This is a genomic window from Armatimonadota bacterium (genome assembly GCA_028871815.1).
Classification (GTDB): domain Bacteria; phylum Armatimonadota; class Chthonomonadetes; order Chthonomonadales; family Chthonomonadaceae; genus REEB205.
In genome coordinates this window covers 32,758-49,799 of record JAGWMJ010000010.1, presented here as the reverse complement: position 1 = coordinate 49,799, position 17,042 = coordinate 32,758, and the positions used below count along the sequence as shown (strand labels likewise).

Annotated in this window: 13 protein-coding genes; 10 read left to right on the top strand and 3 right to left on the bottom strand. The window is 62.7% G+C overall.

Annotated features, from left to right (window positions below):
* Positions 1-145 precede the first annotated feature (145 nt).
* Positions 146-1,348: an insulinase family protein gene (locus KGJ62_12260; protein MDE2127354.1), complete on the bottom strand. Its 1,203-nt coding sequence runs from the start codon at positions 1,346-1,348 to the stop codon at positions 146-148.
* Positions 1,349-1,434: 86 nt separating this feature from the next.
* Positions 1,435-2,742, bottom strand: a complete 1,308-nt coding sequence (locus tag KGJ62_12255; GenBank protein MDE2127353.1) for an insulinase family protein — start codon at positions 2,740-2,742, stop codon at positions 1,435-1,437.
* Between KGJ62_12255 and KGJ62_12250 the strand changes: the two genes are divergently transcribed.
* From KGJ62_12250 to KGJ62_12215, 8 genes are all read left to right on the top strand, one after another.
* Positions 2,720-4,981 carry a DUF5060 domain-containing protein gene (locus tag KGJ62_12250; GenBank protein MDE2127352.1) on the top strand — a complete coding sequence of 754 codons (2,262 nt, stop codon included), beginning with the start codon at positions 2,720-2,722 and terminating at the stop codon, positions 4,979-4,981. The two genes, KGJ62_12255 and KGJ62_12250, sit on opposite strands and share 23 nt — an antisense overlap.
* Before the next feature lie 34 nt (positions 4,982-5,015).
* Positions 5,016-6,806 carry a serine/threonine protein kinase gene (locus KGJ62_12245; GenBank protein MDE2127351.1) on the top strand — a complete coding sequence of 597 codons (1,791 nt, stop codon included), beginning with the start codon at positions 5,016-5,018 and terminating at the stop codon, positions 6,804-6,806.
* A 99-nt stretch (positions 6,807-6,905) separates the two neighbouring features.
* The gene (locus tag KGJ62_12240; protein ID MDE2127350.1) at positions 6,906-8,690 is read left to right on the top strand and encodes a long-chain fatty acid--CoA ligase; all 1,785 of its coding nucleotides are present in this window, start codon (positions 6,906-6,908) and stop codon (positions 8,688-8,690) included.
* 10 nt (positions 8,691-8,700) lie between these two features.
* Positions 8,701-9,630 (top strand): glycosyltransferase family 2 protein, encoded by a 930-nt coding sequence (locus KGJ62_12235; protein MDE2127349.1) that lies wholly within the window; start codon positions 8,701-8,703, stop codon positions 9,628-9,630.
* Positions 9,631-9,666: 36 nt separating this feature from the next.
* The gene (locus tag KGJ62_12230) at positions 9,667-10,839 is read left to right on the top strand and encodes a glycosyltransferase family 4 protein (protein ID MDE2127348.1); all 1,173 of its coding nucleotides are present in this window, start codon (positions 9,667-9,669) and stop codon (positions 10,837-10,839) included.
* Entirely contained in the window at positions 10,839-11,933 is a 1,095-nt protein-coding gene (locus tag KGJ62_12225; protein ID MDE2127347.1) for an alcohol dehydrogenase catalytic domain-containing protein, read from the top strand. Before KGJ62_12230 ends, KGJ62_12225 begins: the two co-directional genes overlap by 1 nt.
* 589 nt (positions 11,934-12,522) lie before the next feature.
* Positions 12,523-13,578 (top strand): hypothetical protein, encoded by a 1,056-nt coding sequence (locus KGJ62_12220; protein MDE2127346.1) that lies wholly within the window; start codon positions 12,523-12,525, stop codon positions 13,576-13,578.
* Positions 13,578-14,483 (top strand): hypothetical protein, encoded by a 906-nt coding sequence (locus KGJ62_12215; protein MDE2127345.1) that lies wholly within the window; start codon positions 13,578-13,580, stop codon positions 14,481-14,483. The genes KGJ62_12220 and KGJ62_12215 overlap by 1 nt, the downstream gene beginning before the upstream one ends.
* Here KGJ62_12215 and KGJ62_12210 read toward each other — a convergent pair.
* Positions 14,474-14,779: a hypothetical protein gene (locus KGJ62_12210; protein MDE2127344.1), complete on the bottom strand. Its 306-nt coding sequence runs from the start codon at positions 14,777-14,779 to the stop codon at positions 14,474-14,476. The two genes, KGJ62_12215 and KGJ62_12210, sit on opposite strands and share 10 nt — an antisense overlap.
* A 341-nt stretch (positions 14,780-15,120) precedes the next feature.
* Between KGJ62_12210 and KGJ62_12205 the strand changes: the two genes are divergently transcribed.
* On the top strand, positions 15,121-15,597 hold the full coding sequence (locus KGJ62_12205; GenBank protein MDE2127343.1) for an Rrf2 family transcriptional regulator: 477 nt from the start codon (positions 15,121-15,123) through the stop codon (positions 15,595-15,597).
* Positions 15,594-17,042 (top strand): Fe-S cluster assembly protein SufB, encoded by a 1,449-nt coding sequence (gene sufB / locus KGJ62_12200; protein MDE2127342.1) that lies wholly within the window; start codon positions 15,594-15,596, stop codon positions 17,040-17,042. Before KGJ62_12205 ends, sufB begins: the two co-directional genes overlap by 4 nt.

Sequence of the window (17,042 nt, the reverse complement as noted above, 5' to 3'; positions counted from 1 at the left end):
GGCGTTAACTGGCGATTTCGGCATAGCGGTTTCCGGTGGCAATGCGAGGGACAAGATGGCCTGCAGCGAGACCAGCGGCCTATATGGTACCACTTGAGACGTCGATTAACATCGACATAAGTCTACACGTATTCTGCAGTTGCAATCACGGGGCCGTCGGATCTGTGCCCGGAGCGGGCGGCGCGGGTTCCAGTTCTACCACCCGGCAATGGACAAGCGTGCTCTGAGCCGCCGTTTCGAGTTCGCGGCGCGTTATTGCCCGCAGTTCTTGCGGAATCTTCTCATCCATGGTGTATCCGCCACCAAAGGCTTCCAGCCACGCAAGCCACCAGGCGTGATCGGCCGCCCGTTGGTGACCGACGTACCACTGGGTCATCGCAATCGCGCATGCACGCCGCACCTCGGCATCGGTAAAACTCCCCGCTGCAGCGGCGCTCACCCCGGCGCGGAGTGCTGCGCCGAGGACCTTTGACGTCCCCGGCACGCCGGAAATGGCCCACACCGTGAGCGGGCGCCCCAAAGGAAGGTCAGCGGACGCGCCCACCGCGTAAGCCAGGCCTTTGTCAGTTCTTATGTCGGCATACATGCGGCTGGTGTGGCCCTCACCAAGGAGCGCCGCAAGAGCCAGCAGATCCGCAAACGAGCAGTTTGGCGTTATTGCGGACTCTACCGTCGCGGCCGCGCCCGAGGCGTTGGAGTGGTCTGCGATCCGGCGGACGGCCGGAGTCTGCTGGGGCGAAGCGGGCGAGTCCGGTATGGCTGCAGCCGGGCGCAAGAAGTCGTACAGGCGGTCAGCAAGCAGTCCCTTGACAACGGCCTCGTCAAAATCGCCGCAGAGGCAGATCACGGTCCGGGCTGCGGCGTATCGGCGCTCAAACCAGAGTTCGGCTGCGGCGGGCGTAACCGCTGCCAGCGCCGTGCGGTCTATGTGTACGTCGGTGGTCACGCGGAACAGGTCGCCAAGTGGATCGGGCGAAACCGGCGGCATACCCTCCGCCGCCACAACTCGAGAGATTGTTCTGTTGGTGAATCGGGCATTCTTCACCGCTTCGCATAGCAGGTAGATGGCGTCCGGAAGCTGCGACTTGCCCGTGAGCAGCTCCACGCCGGCAAAGTCGTAACCAACTACAGTGCGCACAGAGCCCCCAACCTCGTGCATTCCGCGCGCAAACTCATCGTACGATGCATTCACACTGCCATACAATAACCCACGGGCTACGACCGCGGCCGTGGCGGCTTGCGCGGCAGTGCGCGGAGCGCCGGTACGAACCAGCAAAGCGATTCCGACCCCGGACGCAGCCGGGTCGGGCCGCAGCAGTATGCGGACACCATCGGGGAGTGCGAACATGTGCACTGAAGGGTCGGCTGGCGGCGCCGCGGTTGCCCGCGCGGCCAGGAGTAGCACGGCTACTGTCGCTACACGGATCCTACAGTTCAGCGCGTGCTCCGTTCAGCGGTGGCTACCCAGGGCTTCCGCAACAAATAGGCGCGTGCAAACTGCTGCATTGCTGGGCCATCGACATGGGTTTCCAGGCCGGTCTCCTCTTGAGGCAAAGCGCCGCCTGTAACCTCGGCGAGGCCGATCGTGTGCGCCAGCCCAACATCCGTCTCATCGGTGAAGAGGTCGTTACCAAGTACGGCCGCCGAGCAGGCCAACACCTGCTTTGGTTCGGGAGGCGTTGCAGCAAGGTCGGCCGCAGCGTGTTCTGCCGCGGCAACAAACGCTGCTGCACTTGTCGAGTTGGCTGTCATAGCCGTGCAGATCAGCAGGCTCGACTGTTCGCGGGGGATAACAACCGCGATCACGTGCCGCGCCGTGACGCCGGGGGTCGACCTGATGCGATGCTCCAGCCAGACTGCGCTGGCGCGTGCTGCGGCAGCGGTTCGGAGCCTGGCCTGGGCGGGCGCCGGCCAGGCGACACCTACAAGCTGCTCGCCGGAGTCAAATGCCGGCGAGCCGGCGGGAGCGGGAAGTGGAATCGAGACGCCTGGTCCCGCCGGTGCTGCCGTGGATTTCCAGCTGGCGAATGGCGCAGCGGCCGCGGCTGCGACAGCAGGCTGGATATCACCCACCAGTACCAGAACCGCTCGTCCCGGCTGGTAAAACTGATGGTAAAAGGCCGCGATTGTGTCGCGCCCACGCAGCCGGATATCGGCGGGTTCACCGCCGGGCGACCGGCTGTATGGTTGGTGGCCAAAAGCGTCGCGGAACAACCGGGCAGTAAGTCGCTGAACGGGGTCGATATCTCTCAGGGCGAGTTCGTTCAGAATCACCTGGCGTTCCCGGTCTACGGCCTCCTGGGAAGCGGTGGCATGTTGTACGATATCGGAGAGCACCTGCAGAACCGTGGGTACGGACCCGGCTGGCGCGACGCCAAAGAAGTGAACTCCGTCGGGCAGTGTGGCGCCGGTAAGCGAGCAGCCCACAGCCTCCACCTGCGAGTCGCACTGGGATCCGGGCCGATCTCCGGTTCCGTCGAAAACAACATGCTCCACGAAGTGCGCCGAGCCGGCATCGGAACGCGTTTCCTCCCGCGAGCCTGCGCGGATCCACAGGTCTATAGCCACTATTGGTTCATTCTGGCGCTCGACACAATCAATCCGCATGCCGTTCGACAATGCGGTGGAGACGACTTCGGGCGCAGCGCCCTGACCGCCGGCGCACGCGCAGCACAACGCCACGCTCATCCACGTGGCAAGTCCCAAAAAGGAGAACAGCTTGAGGCGTAAACTTCGGTGCATGATGAAAAAGCTGGCGCGCATCCGGGCTTTGGTTCGGCCAACGTCGGCCGTCGCCGCGGTTCTGGTCTGCATGCTCGCGGCGGCCGGCCTCAAAGCTCAGCCTGGCGCCTGCAGCGTTGCCGGCAGCGGCGACGGCCTGAAAATCGTTTGGCGCGGAGGCGTGGGGGAGTGCGATCTGCTCCACTCCGACGGACAAGTAGAGAGCGCGCTCAGCCTTACCTTCTTGCATGTCGACAAGGGACCGTCTGCCGCCGAGCCATATTTGGCATGGTTCCTGGCACGCAACTCTACGTCAGCCGTCATATTGTGGCTCTATCTTGGCAAAACCGGCAACAGCTTCTGGTGCTGGCTCTACCGCTACCCACATGCAGACGTTACAGCTGTGCTTCTCACGGGCAGCTACCAGTTCGATCCGGCAGCGGCACACGGAGAGCACACGCGTCAGACGGTGGCGCTCGCGGCGCCTCCACAGTATCTCGGCGATCACTTCACCTATGCGAACATTGCCTCGTCCGGCGGTACGCTGGCTGCGCTGCCGCTCTACACATCTGTGGAGAACGAGGTCACGCCAAACCCATCCACGCCGTCGGGTCCTCCCGCAGCCACGCTCAACCAGGTTAAAATCACGCCACTTTCCGACGTGGTGGTTGGCGGCGCCAACGGCTGGCAGCAAAACGGCTGGATGGAGTTGCATTGCATAGCAACTACGCCGGACGGGCGCACCTGGTATCTCGTGATGTACAGCAACTCGACGCGAGGGTACGCCATCGACCTGGGCGATGCGCAGCTCTACACCGCCGACTACGGCGCACCCGTACAGTTTGACACGGTCAGTGATTCCGGCGCGGGCGTTGCCGACCAGCAGATATCCCGGTGGTCAGTATGCGAAGTTCGCCTTGCATCGTCACATGTACCTACGGCGGAGAGCACTCCGTTTCTCTGGATACGTCTGACGCGCCCGGACGGCGCCACGATCCGGCTGCAGGGGTTCTGGAAGGGAGGCGACTCCTGGGCATTTCGATTCGTGCCCTCCATAACCGGCGTCTGGTCATACACAACATCCAGTTACGACAGTGGGCTCAACGGCGTCTCGGGTACGCTGCCGTGTACCTCCTCGGCCAAAGATCGGCACGGTTATATCGAGCCACAGAACCCGGTATTTTCTCCGCAGCAGTTCCAGACCGCCGATGGCGCCTTCTGGCTGCCGAGGCCCGTTGCAGTTCAATCATCCGGCGGTTCCGTGACGTCAACCTTGGTCGCCTTTACAAACGAGGTGCACTCCCTGGCCGGCGAGGGTTTCAACTGGCTGATGGCAGTTGGCGGGTCGAAACCAGATCTGATTGAAGCTGGATTGCCACCTCTATGGCACAAGAGTGCGACACCCGACGTGGCAGCCTTCGCCGAGCTGGATCGTCGGGCGGAAATCTGTGCAGCAAACGGGTTGGTGATATCGCTGGCGTTTGATGTACCTGCGGATGCGGATGCCACAACGTTGGCAAACTTCCGCCGGCGCTTCCTGTACATGGTCAGCCGGTACGGCGCCTTCGACGTATGCTGGGTTCTACGCACGGATGGAACCGGCGCCGGCCACCGTACGGCGCTCAGCCTTGCTGAGACCGCAGCCTCTCAACAGGCGTTTCCACACCCCTTCGCTATCACATCGCTCCCTCAAGCTACTACGAACACGCCCGCCGAGGCATTTGAGGTTTATAGTGGACGAGTGACGGAACTCACTTCCGGTGCGGAGGCGCACCCGACCCTTGTAGCGCTGCCGCTCCAGAGTGGCGATAACAGCGCTGCCATGGATGGCATTCGGCCGCTCTACTGGTCTATCGCCTTTCACGGCGCGGCGCCATTCCCCGTGATCTCTTCGGAGAGCGGAGATAGCGCCGCACTGGAGATGGCGAGCGCGTGCTCCAGATTCCTGGCGGGAACCGACCTGAACCATATGCAGCCCGAGCCGAACCTCCTGGTACGTCCCGCGACTGCCGACCACGCGCCGTCATCGGTTCTGCCGCCGGTTGTTCTGGCGAACACCGGGCTGGAGGTGGCGGCGTATTTACCGCTTGGCGGCAGCGTGGAACTTGATATGCTGGAGGCGGCGGGTACACTGCGCGTGCGTTGGTTTCAGCCTCAGCTGGGAACCTGGGGTCTGGAGACCACCGTGCCTGGCGGCCGGCCGGAAGTATTTCGTGCACCAGGCAGTGGTGACTGGGCCGTGGATATCGTAAGAGAATAGCCGGCGATAGCGTCGGCGTCGGGAACGCTTAACGTTGTCAAACTCTCTCGAGGCCGGCGTACTGCTCAATGGGCGGTACAAAATCCTGGGTGTTTTGGGTCGTGGCGGAATGGGGACGGTATATCTGGCCGAGCACGTCAGGCTCGGCGCTCAGGTTGCCGTCAAGGAAGTGAACATCCCGGATACGCCCAGCCTGGACCTGGACGATGCGTTGGCGGGGTGCGAACAGGAAGCACGGATGCTGGTTCGGCTGCAGCATCCCAACCTGCCGGGAGTGAGTGACGCATTCGCCGAGGGCCGCCGCTTCTATCTGGTTATGGAGCGGATCGTCGGGGCGACCATTGAAACCACGATGCGGTCGTTCGCGGTTGGCCACTTTCCGGTTACCGCTGCCGTGCAGTGCTCGGTGCAGCTTGCCGACGTGCTTGGCTACCTGCATGCGCAGGTTCCTCCCGTGATCTTCCGCGATCTGAAACCGGCGAATGTGATGCTGCAGGCGGATGGCACAGTCCGCCTCATCGACTTCGGCATCGCGCGGCAATTCCAGCCCGGGCTAAGGCAGGACACATCGGTGCTTGGCAGCGTGGGGTATTCGCCGCCGGAACAGTTTGGCTCGCGGCAAACCGACGTGCGTTCCGATATCTACTCGCTTGGCGCAACGCTGCACAACATGCTCACGGGCCGCGATCCCTCAAAGGAGCCATTCCGGTTTCCAGCGGCTTCCGATACCAACCGCGCCGTGCCGCCGGAACTGGATGCAGTAGTGGCGCGATGCGTTCAGGCGAGCCCGGAGGCCCGGTATCAGTCCGCCGCGGAGGTTTCGCAGGCGCTGGCCTACGTCATGTCGATCCTGCCGCCGAGTTCCGTATCACAACAGCTCACCAGCCTGGGCGTGGAGGCGGCGGAGCTTGCGCCACACGCAGGTCCTTCTGCGCGATTGCAGTCGCCGTCGGGCGGCTCCGCGCCAGGCTCTGCAGGCGAGGCCAACGCTCGGACTGTGCTGCCCTCTTCTGCGGGAACGAAGACCGGAGCCCGTTTACCGCGCAGCGTGCAGAGGTCCATCGCCGGAGTTTCGATCGCCGTCATTCTGGGACTTGGAGCGTTCATTCTTCGAACGACGGTGGATAGAAAGCACCCTGCGCCACGGGCCGCCACTGGCACAGCGACGAACCAACTCCCCACTCCCGGCGCAACCTCACCAGCGCCGGTCGCCCGCCCACAGCGAACCGCCGCAGGAGCTATCATCGGCCAAACAGCGGCGAGTTCCGTGGAGGCCGTATCATTTACCGGAATAGGTGCGGGCCGGGACGGCGGCATGCGGCTCCGCTTCGGCTGTGCCGGCACTCTTGTCAACCTCACGGGCAAGCAGGTGCGCATTACGCTGCTGTTCTACACGGCAGATGGTCAACCCGTACCGGTGCCTGGCGCCGTGGGGCAACCGAACCAGCCGACACCGCAGCTCTGCGTCTTTCAGACCTATACGCCACAGCAGGATCGCGAATCATTCGATATTCCCCTCGACCTGCCGGTAACGGGGTTGCCCGAGGGTGTTGCAGGTCCCGTGTTTGTACGAGGCGCCATCTACAAAGATGGCGTCCGTATCGCCGCAACGGACCGCCTGCGGATGCCGGTCAACTACCCGGCGTCGGCCAGTGGTTCGACGGGCAGCTCCGCCGCGACGCCACCCGCCGGCGCAGCGCCGCCGTCGGGTAACGCACCGCCGGATGGCAGTCAGGCGGCGCCCAGTTCACCAGGCGCCGACGTTGGTTCACCTGCAGGCGGGCGCAACCCCTCCGGCGGTACTGCTGTGCAGCCGCCAAATTGATGGGCCGTACGGTTCCGCTCGGCCGGCGCGAGTATCGCGCCACATACTGCTCGGGAACTCGGTCGGAGTTGCCAGCGCCATGCTGTCTGGGAGGTGGCAATGGCCGGCGAAACTCTCTATAGCACTTTCCAACAGATCGTAGCTCGGTATCCGGCCGAACCGGCAGTATCGTTCAAGGAAACGAAGGCGCCGGCCTATACCGTATGGACGTACCGCGATCTGGACGGCCACGTGCGGACTGCAGCCTCCGCGCTTCTGGAAGCGGGGATATCGCGTGGTGATCGCGTTGGCATACTTGCAGAGAATCGCGTCGAGTGGGCCGTGATCGACCTTGCCGCGCAGTCTATCGGCGCGATAGTCGTCGGGCCCTACGCATCTCTGCCTGCCCAGCAAATTGCAGAGATTGTGAACGACGCAGGCGTATGGCTGTTGTTTCTTTCGTACCCCAGCCAGCGGAAGAAGCTCGGAGAGATAGCCCGCCTGGTTGGCGACCGCTTGCACTGTATTGCATTCGACCTGGATACGGCTGACGACGCCAAGCCGGGACTGCAGAGTTTCGAGTCGTTCCTGGCGCTGGCGACAAGCGCTGTCGCCGAAAGGTTGATCGATGCACAGCACGCCGTAGCTCCAACCGACACAGCGACGCTAATCTACACCAGCGGAACCACCGGAGAGCCCAAGGGAGCTATTCTGAGCCAACGCGCGATGCTCCATGCTCCGCTTGCGGTGCCGGAGGAGCGAATAGCCACAATTGGGCCCGGGGACCTCTTCCTCTCGTTCCTGCCGCTCAGCCACATAACCGAGCGCGTTGGCGGCCACTACTTGCCGCTGCTGAGCGGCGCCCAGATCGTCTACTCCCAGGGGCTCGCCACCTTGGCGCGTGAGATACAGACGTTGCAGCCAACTGTGATGCTCTGTGTACCGCGGCTGCTGGAGGCAATGAGCGCCAAACTGCGCTCCGGGATTGACGCGCTTCCGCGTATGCCACGGGAACTTGTGATCTGGTCATTGCGCGAGGGAGCGGCGGTTGCAAACGTGCGCAGCAACGGACATGAACCGGCCGGAGTCCGTCGAATCCTGTTCCGTATAGCCGACCGTGTGGCTCTGCGCAAACTTCGCGCGCGCGCGACTGGCGGGCGCATCCGGTACATCGTGTCGGGCGGCGCGCCGCTGGACGCACACACGGGAATGTTCCTGCTCTCGATGGGGTTGCCAATCCTGGAGGGATATGGCCTTTCGGAAGCCGGTATCATCAGCATCAACCGACCGGGACGTCAACGGACGGGCACGGTAGGTCCACCACTGCCGGGTGTTGAGCTGAAGCTGGCTGACGACGGTGAAATCTGCATGCGCGGCGTGGGCAAAATGGATGGCTACTGGCGTCGCCCGGAAGCCACGCATGAGGCGATTGACGCGGACGGATGGCTTCGCACCGGCGACGTTGGCGAACTGGATGCGGACGGCGCGCTGCGTATCACGGATCGGAAGAAGGACATCATCGTCCTGTCAAACGGAAAGAAGGTGGCGCCACAGCCCATCGAAAACGCGCTTAAGGCCAGTCCGTTCATTGCAGAGGCGGTTTTGATCGGTGACGGTGCCTCCACGATTTCCGCGGTAATAGTGCCCGAGTTCGACAAGCTGACACTTTGGGCGGCAGGCCACGGCATGTCATCACAGAGCGCCGCGGAGCTCGTCGCCGAGGTCGCCGTGCGCACGATGCTTCGGCAGGAGATCGACCGTCTTACCGCCGGGCTGGCCGACTATGAAAAGGTACGTGCCTTCGTCGTTGCCGATGCTCCCTTCTCGATTGAGACCGGCGAACTGACGCCGACGCTCAAGGTGCGCCGCGCGGTGGTGCTTGCGCGCTACCCGGCGCCGGTCTGAGGCGATGTTGTTGGCAGACCTCGGAGACGAGATAGACGGGAATCGCGCCGGCGGGATAGAGCTCGATCTGTCGATTGTGGTCGTCAGCTACAACACCGTCGACCTGCTCCGAGCCTGCCTTGCGTCGCTGCCGGCTGCCTGCACGCCTCTCGTGTGGGATGCCTGGGTGGTTGACAATGCGTCTCACGACGGGAGTCAGGAAATGGTGGCCGCGGAGTTTCCGGCCGTGCATCTCATTGCAAATGCTGAGAACGCCGGGTTTACAAAGGCCAACAACCAGGCTTTACGCCGAGCCTCGGGCCAGGTGCTATTGATCCTGAATCCCGACACGGAGCCGGAGCCGGGCTCGCTGGCGCTGATGGTGAGCGCGTTGAGAGCCGATAACACTATCGGCGCGGTTGGCCCGATGCTGCTGAACACCGATGGATCGCTGCAGCGGAATGGACGGCGTTTCCCAACCGTGTGGCGTGAATTCCTTGGCCATGCCGGCCTTGCTGCCCTGAGCCGCAGGGCGTTTGATCGGCGGCTGGAATATGGTCGGGAGGACTTTGCCGTTCCTGCCGACGTAGACGAAGTATCCGGCGCGTGCCTGATGCTCCGGCGCGACGTTACCGACCGCGTTGGGTTCATGAGCGAGGAGTTCTTCATGTTCTATGAAGAGACGGAGTGGTGCTGGCGCATACGAAAAGCCGGTTTCCGCGTGCAGTACCTGCCGGCGGCGCGCGTGAAGCACCACTGGATGGCCAGTGTAAAGCGCGACAGCCGCCGTATGACGCAGGTTCTTTATCGCAGTGCACGAACCTATTGGCGCAAAACAGGAGGATTGCCCGCGCAATGCGCCATCGAGTGCGTCATTCTCATCGGCTCCGCACGTAATAGTCTGTTGCATCTCGGCGTCTGGGTGAAGCGGCAGTTGCGCCGCGCTCGCATGATCCGGTAGATCGGTGGGAGTTGGAATAGTCCAATGAGAGTGGCGATGCTAACCACTATCGGTGACCGATGCGGCGTCGCGGCGTACACGCGTGAGCTTACGCGTGCGCTTGACCGACTTCCCGGGATCGAGGTCGAGACGATCCCGATCACGGTGGGCCGGCAGCCTACCGAGCACTACGTGGAGCAGGCGAAAAGCCTCAACGCGGGCGATATTGATCTGGTGCACGTTCAGCACGAACACAGCTTTTGGGGCGGAGTGATGCCGCGCGCCTCTGCATGGTGGGAGCTGCGGTATCTCATTTCCAAGCCTATCGTACTTACGGCGCACACCACCTTTTCGCTGGCTCAACTACTGCGCTTGCCCACGGAACGCCGCCCGCACAAGTGGCTGGTAAAGCGGCTGCTCATCGCTTCGCGGCGTTACCGCGACAGCGTGGATGCCGCGCCGTTCGCCACGGCCGTCACGATTGTTCATACCGAAGCGGCCAGAACGGAACTGATCGGGCGAGGCGTCGATCCTCGGTATGTCATTACAATTCCAACCGGGGTACCGGCCGCTACTCCCGTGCCGGACGGCGGAGCCGGATTCCGCAGGCGCTTCGGTCTGGATGGTAAAACCACGCTGACGGTGTTCGGCTACATCGCACCGAACAAGGGCTATGAGCTTATGTTCGATGTGCTCGGGAGTTTGTCACCGGAGGTCGTGCTGGTCATCGCCGGCGGGGCACGAACGGCCGATATGGAGCCATACCGGCGACGCCTGGAACAGCAGATGCACGAGTTGGGCCTCTCGGAGCGCGTAGTCATTACGGGTTACCTCTCCGATGAAGAGGTAGCCGCCGCTATGGAGGCCAGCGATCTGGCGCTGGCTCCGCATACCGAAGCGACCGGCAGCTATTCTGTGATGCTGCCTATGAGTCATGGCCGGCCGATCCTGGCGTCAGACCTGGACTGCTTCAAGGAGGCGTTTGGTCGCCGGCCATGCCTTCAACTGTTCCGCAATGGTGATAGGCGCGACCTGGTGCTTCACCTTCGGCAGTTACTGGCAGATGGCCCGCGGCGGGCGGAACTTGGCCGGGAGGCCGCCGCTTATGCTGCAGACCACTCGTGGGCAAAAACAGCCGAGCGAACCGTGGCTGTTTACAGGCGCGCGTTAAGCACTTACTCACCGGCATTGCACCAACGGCGCCGGGCGCGCCGCGAGGAGGGCTCGTGATGACGACCGCAGAGGCAAACCTGCCGCAAACGATGGACGGAATACGGTGCCATGGTCCGAGGGACTATCGAAAGGAGCGGATCCCGGTGCCGGCCGCCGGCCCGGGTGAGGTGGTGATCCGGGTGGATGCTTGCGGCATCTGCGCTTCCGACATCAAGTGCTGGATCGGCGCTCCACTCTTCTGGGGCGACGCGAACCGCCCCGCCTATGTGCAGGCGCCGGTCACACCCGGGCATGAGTTCATCGGCACCGTGGTGGCCCTGGGGGATGGCGCCGGCGAAAAGTATGGCCTCGCGCTGGGCGACCGCGCAATTTCGGAGCAGATCGTTCCGTGTAACGCCTGCTTCTACTGCCGGCGGGGCCAGTACTGGCTCTGCGAGGTGAACGACATCTACGGCTTTCACCGGAGCGTGCAGGGTGGCATGGCCGAGTACATGGTCTTTCCCGCAAACGGACTGAACTACAGGGTGCCGGTCGATCTTCCCGTGCAGAAAGCGGCGCTCATTGAACCGCTCGCCTGCTCGATGCGGGCTGTCGAGCGCGCCCAGATGCAGTTTGGCGACGTTGCCGTAATCGCCGGCGCCGGTACGTTAGGCCTGGGCATGGTGGCGTGCGCAAGGCTGAAGAATCCCGGCAAGCTGGTGGTGATCGACCGAAACAGCGCCCGGCTCGATCTTGCACGTGAACTTGGCGCCGATGAGACGCTCAATCCAGACGATCAGGACGTGGTGGCGGCGATCCGCGCGATGACCGGCGGACATGGCTGCGACGTCTACATCGAGGCGACCGGCTTTCCCGATGCCGTCAACCAGGGGCTGTACGCCATCAGGAAAGGTGGCAACTTTGTGGAGTTCTCAGTAATGAAGGAGCCCACAACCACCGACTGGACGATTATCGGTGACAGCAAGGAGTTGAATATCTACGGCGCGCACCTGGGCCCCGGCTGCTATCCGATCGTTATCGACTATCTTGTGCGCGGCCTGCTGAACGTGGATGGTATCGTTACGCACCAGCTGCCGCTGGATGGCTTTCAGGAAGGCCTTGAACTGGTTCATTCCGGTGCGTCCAGCATAAAGGTGCTGCTCATCCCGTGACGGATCGGCCGCCCGTACGCTGGTATGTCTGGTGACAAGCGGCCACCGGTGCCGTGACCGCCTGCCACCAACCAATCACTTGCAATTCACCGTTGAATCCGGAAGGCGAGGGCTGCCCGCGCCGCGAAGACATCGAAGGTCGCTCGGCCATCCCGGCTTCCTGTCGCCATCTTGAGTGAAGTCGAGGGACCTGCCCTGAGCGAAGCCGAAGGATAAAAAGTGATGGCTCGGGCTCCGCCGCCAGTTCTGCGTCGAGTGTCATTGCGGCGCGGGTCCTTGCTGGAGTTCCCATCTCGTCCAACCGGCTGCAGCGATGTTGGTGCCGCGCAGAGGGCGTCGCCCCGCTCCGCTCTGCCGCCAACCAGCGACTCGTTATCATGAGCGAGTCCGAAGGAACAGCAGTCGATGTCTCTGCCGGCGCTCGCCGCCATGCCTTTCCAGCCTTAAACGTGAAAAACAATCCAAAAAAGAGCCGCCCGAATGGAACTTTCCGGCCCAAAAAGCTCGCTTTACCTTTTGAGTGCAGGGTGCGTGCGAACATTTTCCAAGAAAGTTTGTATAATCCCTGACAGGCTTGTTCTGTTAGATTATGATTACGTTGGTTTCGATTTCGTACACCCTGGACCCGGTAGGAAACCGCACCGGCGAGACGGTGGGAAGCACCTCTACGAGCTTCACGATGGATAACGACGATGAGCTTACGGCCACCAGCGGGGGATTCGCGAACAGCTATTCGTACAACGCCAATGGCGAGCAGACCGGCCGCACGCTGGCCGGCACGGCGTACACCCTCGCCTTCGATTACGACGGCCAGCTCAAGTCGATCACGCAGGGTACGGCGGCGACCGGTTTCGGCTATGACGCTCTGGGCCGGCGCGTGAGCCGCACGGCCTCGGGTACCACCACCTCCACGCAGTACGCAGGCGGCGCGCCGGTGACGGAGACGCAGGGCAGCACGTCCACGGCGGCTTACACCCTTGGTAACGACCTGCTGCGCCGTAACGGCGAGTACCCGGCCTTCGATGGGCTGGGCTCCGCCCGCGCCGCAACCAACAGCTCCGGCACAGCCACGGCGACGCAGGATTTCGATGCGTTTGGAAACACGATCGCGAGCAGTGGCTCAACTTCCAGCCTGTACAACTTCGCTGCCGACTGGGCCTACCAGAGCAACGGCGACGCGGGGCTACAGCATGTAGGCGCCAGGTATTACGACCCGCAGGTTGGGAGGTTCGCCAGCCGCGACAGCATGCTGGACCAGATTCCGTACGCGTACTGCGGCGGTGAACCGAACGACTTCGTGGATCCGAGCGGGCATTTTGGCGGCCCGCAAGAAATAGGCGGCATTCTCCTGGGTGGTCTCGGCTCGTCGCTCTACCTCGGCGGCGGCGAGGAGACGGTGATTGCGATAGGTCTTGTCGGTGTATCTCTGCCGGAGATAGGTTTAGGCTTGATAGTAATCGCCGCCGGTCTGGCCATTTGGGGGGCCATCGACGACATCCGCGACGGAGGGGGTATGGTCTCGTGGATCGGCCACAAAATCGGCATCCAGATGCCGTCGGACCGGCCGCCGGGACCCTATATTCCTCCGGGTTCAGCGCCCGGCGTAGCCGGGGGGTTGGCGCCGAGGCCGGCGGGCGCCGTCTGATGGGTTGGACACGTAAACCACTGCCCAGGTTGCTGCCGAACGGACTCCCGTCATCTACCCTCTGGTTCATTGCAGTGTATGCCGGTCTATCGTCGGCGATCGTTCTAAAGTTCGGCGTGGCAGCCGCCTCGGCGCTGTTCTTCTCAACCGCCCACCTGGGCTCGCCGCTCCTGGTCCTAAGCCGAGCGCCATCCGTTGCGGGTTGGGAAGTCAGCGCGCTGGTGTACGGTTCGCTCAGCGGGGCGGCCATCGCCTCCGCAGGGGCCGTTTGGTGGGTCGGCTTCCTTCTGCGGCGCGTTGCGCCGATCAGCGCGGGCCTCGCGTGGGTCTGTGGCGCCACCGCCGCTGCCACCTGGGGCGCGATCGTATTTGCGGCTGCCCGCACAGTTTGGAACGTGGCGTGGTGGGGGACAGCACTGGTGTTGCTTACGGCCGCCGCCGTCGGGCTTCGCGCGACGGGCCCGATGGTAGAAATACTCCAGTCACGGACGTGGGCGCGCCGCGCGCTCGCCGCCGGTGCCGCCATTCTGTTTGCGGCTCTCGCGATTGCCGGCCAGCGATACCGGGGATACGGCGATGCATTGCAGGTTTCTCACCGGGTGGACCTTTCAATGGCCCATCTCCGGTCGCGCGGTCCGGAGGCGTGGCGCCGCGTGATGCTCGATGATTACTATGCGGACGACATGGGCGCGATGGCTACGGATGCGGCGGCGGAATACGAGATGTGGCCGGATGCTTCGCGGCGCCTGGGTCTTGGCGAGGCGTTGGCATTGGCGGGTCGGCAACACGATGCAGCGGCCGACTTTCGCGCGGTGATTAGCGCCACACGCGATGCACCTGTAGGCTCCGCCGACCAGGTCCTGCACGGCATGGCGGAGCAGGACCTGCAAGAGGTTCAGCGGTAATCCGGAGTGCGGGATGGAACACGTGCTATTTTCCGGCGCGCGCCATCAACGGGCAGTGGCGATGGCGCCGTATGCAGTATCCGCGGATATTCTCGTGGTGGCGATAGAACGTCATCGCCTGCGGTATGGTGCGGCCGAAGCATCGGATCGATTGGCCCGATGGAGTTGACCTGACCGATGGCGTTAACTGCGGTTACCTCCTTGTGAGACACAAGCAGTGTAATGCGCTTCTGTTCCGGGTTGTTTTCGACTGCACCGACCAACCACAGCGGCGTCTGCGCCGCGTGAGTCACCACTCATCGCGTTCTCATCCGGGCCCCCAGTCGTCTTCCCAAGCAACGTAGAGGGATAGGCCGTTGATGGTTCCGGTTCAGCCGGAACCAGCCACGCGGGCGGCGCTTCATGCCGCGATCGTCGGAGCAGAGAGATCGTTCGCATTGCTCAGGATCACAGCTTGTGGCGTTGTCTGCTGCGGATGGAACGTAATCAACGGTGATTCGGTGCGGCCGAAGCAGCCGACCGATCCGTGTATCCGGCCCAAAGAGCGCCCGTGGTCCACCTCCGGCTAACAGGTGTTGACCCGACCGGCGGATTGCGGGTACATTAACTGCGACCGTTTTGGTCGGAGATCGGCAAGATGCTTACACTGAGCAAAAAAACGGATTATGCGCTTCTCGCCCTGTCGGACTTGCGCGGACTGCCTCCCAGTGAGGCGGTGCCGGCGCGGGATATTGCCGAGCGCTACCAGATTCCGGCCGAACTGATGGCCAAGATACTGCAGCGGCTGGCACGCGCCGGCATCGTGACCTCCAGCGCAGGCAAGAGCGGTGGATACCGCCTGGCCCGCGCCGCCGGCGCGATAAGTGTTGGCGCCGTGATTGAGGCGATTGACGGCGCGCCGGCGATTGTTCACTGCCTGAAGTCGGTGGATAACCTGTGCCAGCAATACACCACCTGCACAGTGCGAACGCCGATGACGCGGATCAACGAGCGGATTGTGCAGATGCTGCATCTTCTCACCGTGGAAGAGATTGCCGGTGACCAGGCGCGAGCGACGATAGCGCTTATGCCGATGAGCGGTACCGACTGGCTGCCGACTGCGAGGAAGCAATGACTACTGCCCCAGATACGATAGAACAGCTTGCCGGCGCCGAGTACAAGTACGGCTTTGTAACGGACGTAGATACCGAGATCGCGCCGCCCGGCCTGAACGAGGACACCGTGCGCAGGATCTCCGCGACGAAGCAGGAGCCGGAGTGGCTGCTGGAGTGGCGCCTGAAGGCGCTTCGCACATGGCTGAAGATGGAGAACCGAGCCACATGGGCAAACCTGCGGTATCCGGCTATCGACTTTCAGGCGATAAGCTACTACGCAGCCCCAAAGCCAAAGAAGCAGTTGAACAGCCTCGATGAGGTCGATCCGGAGGTGCGCGAAGCATTCAACAAGCTCGGTATTTCGCTGGACGAACAGAAGCGCCTGACCAATGTAGCCGTCGACGCAGTATTCGACAGCGTCTCTGTAGCCACAACCTTCCGCGAAACGCTTTCAAAGCTCGGCATCATCTTTGGATCGTTCTCCGATGCGGTGCAGAACCACCCGGACCTGGTTCGCCAGTACCTGGGCAGCGTGGTGCCGTACACCGACAACTTCTACGCAACCTTGAACTCTGCCGTCTTCTCCGATGGCAGCTTTTGCTATATTCCGCCGGGCGTCCAGTGCCCCATGGAGCTCTCGACGTATTTCCGCATCAATGCGGCAAATACCGGGCAGTTCGAGCGGACGCTGATCATCGCGGATGCCGGCGCCACCGTCAGCTACCTCGAAGGCTGTACTGCGCCGATGCGCGATGAGAATCAGCTGCATGCTGCCGTCGTAGAACTCGTGGCGCTCGACGACGCCACAATCAAGTACTCCACCGTGCAGAACTGGTATCCCGGCGACCGCGATGGGCGTGGCGGCATTCTGAACCTTGTGACCAAGCGGGGCAAATGCGTTGGCGTCAACTCCAAAATCACCTGGACGCAGGTCGAGACGGGTTCTGCAATCACCTGGAAGTATCCCGGCTGCATCCTGATGGGCGACAACTCGGTTGGCGAGTTCTACTCCGTCGCCGTAACCAACAATCTTCAACAGGCCGATACCGGGACCAAAATGGTGCACATAGGCCGCAATACGCGCAGCACCATCGTGTCGAAGGGAATATCTGCGGGCCGTGGTCAAAACACCTATCGCGGTTTGGTGCGCATGAATCCCGGCGCCGCCGGGGCGCGGAACTACTCTCAGTGCGACTCGCTGTTGATCGGAGACCGGTGTGGCGCGCACACATTTCCCTACATCGATGTTCGCAATCCAACGGCACAGGTGGAGCACGAAGCCTCCACGTCTAAAATCGGCGAAGACCAGATCTTCTATCTGAGGCAGCGCGGCATCTCAACGGAAGATGCCGTCAACATGATCGTGAATGGATTCTGCAAGGAGGTCTTCCGCGAACTGCCGATGGAGTTTGCCGTAGAAGCGCAAAAGCTGCTGGGGATCAGCCTTGAAGGCAGCGTCGGTTAG